This is a genomic window from Flavobacterium microcysteis, assembly GCF_006385255.1.
Taxonomy (GTDB): Bacteria; Bacteroidota; Bacteroidia; order Flavobacteriales; family Flavobacteriaceae; genus Flavobacterium; species Flavobacterium microcysteis.
On the sequence record NZ_VFJE01000010.1, the window covers coordinates 1 to 243 of the forward strand.

A 243-nucleotide genomic window follows, 5' to 3' on the forward strand; every position below is an offset into this window, starting at 1 on the left:
TCACACTAACCACTTGAGTATGCTCGGCAGTATTACCGCATAGGTCAGTAGCAGTCCATTTTCTTGTCAATGTATAGCTTCCGGCACAAGCACCGTCAGTTCTAGTCTCTGCAAAAGTTACAGTTGCAGTTCCGCAAGCATCGGTTGCAGTAAGCGTAGCCGCAGCCGGGATATTGTCGCAAGACGCAGCCACTTCGGCAGCAGGCAGTGTTCCAACGAATGCAGGAGCCTGAGTATCGGTCA

General features: G+C 51.4%; 1 protein-coding gene. It reads right to left on the reverse strand.

Annotation, left to right across the window (positions count from 1 at the left end):
- Positions 1-243: HYR-like domain-containing protein (locus FJA49_RS18245; RefSeq protein WP_158629416.1), on the reverse strand; the 243-nt coding region annotated here is incomplete at both ends.